The 1,575-nt window shown below is 75.4% G+C and carries 2 protein-coding genes; both read left to right on the forward strand.

Annotated features, from left to right (window positions below):
* On the forward strand, window positions 1-237 hold a 237-nt coding region (locus tag VLK66_RS12795; protein WP_325309815.1), incomplete at its 5' end, for a phosphopantetheine-binding protein.
* 112 nt (window positions 238-349) lie between these two features.
* Window positions 350-1,575, forward strand: a 1,226-nt coding sequence (locus VLK66_RS12800) for a condensation domain-containing protein (protein WP_325309816.1), incomplete at its 3' end; no start/stop codon positions are given.

Here is a 1,575-nt window from a genome sequence, read left to right on the forward strand (position 1 = left end):
CGGGAGATGCTGGGGCTGGAGCGGGTGGGCGTGGAGGACGACTTCTTCGAGCTGGGCGGCCACTCGCTGCTCGGTACCGGCGTGATCGGCCGCCTGCGGCTGCAGTTCGGCGTGGAGCTGAAGATGGACGCCATCTTCCGCGCCCCCACCGTCGCCGCCCTGGCGCGCGAGATCGAGGACGCCGCGCTCGCCGCCGTGGAGGCGATGAGCGAGGAGGAGGCGCTGGCGCTCGGGTGACGGGGTGAACGGTGAACGGGCGGAGTTCGCGAGCGGTGGATGGTGTGGCTCGCGGGTCGCGGAGCCGGCTCCGGTGCAGGCAACCGCATCAGCACGCAAGGAAGCGGGAAGCATGTCCATCGACGAGATCGCCCATCGCAGGGAAAGCCTCTCCGCGGCCAAGCAGGCCGTGCTGGCCAGGCTGCTGCGCGCCGGCATCAGGACCGACGCACCCGGCGCCGGCGCCATCCGCCCCCGCGACCCCGGCGCGCCGGCGCTGCTCTCGGGCGCGCAGCAGCGGCTCTGGTTCCTGCACCAGCTGGAGCCCGGGAGCGCCGCGTTCAACATCCCGCTCCTCCTGCGGCTGCACGGCCCGCTCGACGTCGCCGCGCTGGAGCGCGCGCTGGCGGAGATCGTCCGGCGGCACGAGGCGCTGCGCACCCTCTTCGTCCTCCGCGGCGCCGCGCCGGTGCAGCAGGTGCTGCCGCCCCCCGGGCGCGTCCTGTCCATCGACGACCTGCCGTCCCTTGCCGCGGACGAGCGCGAGGCGGCGCTGCGCGCCTGGGCGGAGAAGGAGGCCGGCGCCCCGTTCGATCTGGCGGCGCAGCCCGGGGTGCGCGCGCGGCTGCTGCGCGTCGCGGCGAACGACCACGTGCTGGCGGTCACCCTGCACCACATCGTCAGCGACGGGTGGAGCACGGGGGTGCTCTACCGCGAGCTGGCGGCGCTGTACGGCGCCTTCACCCGCGGCGAGCCCTCGCCGCTGCCGCCGCTCGCCATCCAGTACGCGGACTACGCGGCGTGGCAGCGCGCGCGGCTGGCGGGGGAGGAGCACGCCCGGCAGGTGGAGTACTGGCGCGCCCGGCTGGCCGGCGCGCCGGTGCTGCTGGACCTGCCCACCGACCGCCCGCGCCCGGCGGTGCTGGGAACGGGCGCGGCCTCGCGCCGCTTCCGCATCCCGCGTCCCCTGCACGAGCGGCTCTCCGCGCTGGCCCGCGCGCAGGGGGCCACGCCCTTCATGGCCGTGGCCGCCGCCTGGGCCGCGCTGCTGCACCGCTGGAGCGGCCAGGACGACCTGGTGGTCGGCACGCCGGTGGCCGGGCGCACGCATCCGCAGACGGAGCCGCTGATCGGCTTCTTCGTGCAGACGCTGGCGCTGCGGATGGATCTCTCCGGCGACCCGTCCTTCCGCGCGCTGCTGGGCCGCGTCCGCCAGACGACGGTGGAGGCGTACGCGCACCAGGAGGTGCCATTCGACCAGCTGGTGGACGAGCTGAAGGTGGAGCGCAGCCTGAGCCATCCCCCCGTCTTCCAGGCGATGATCGCGCTGCAGAACGCGTCCGGCGCCGGCCCGGAGCT

The sequence above is a fragment of the Longimicrobium sp. genome (assembly GCF_035474595.1).
Lineage (GTDB): Bacteria > Gemmatimonadota > Gemmatimonadetes > Longimicrobiales > Longimicrobiaceae > Longimicrobium.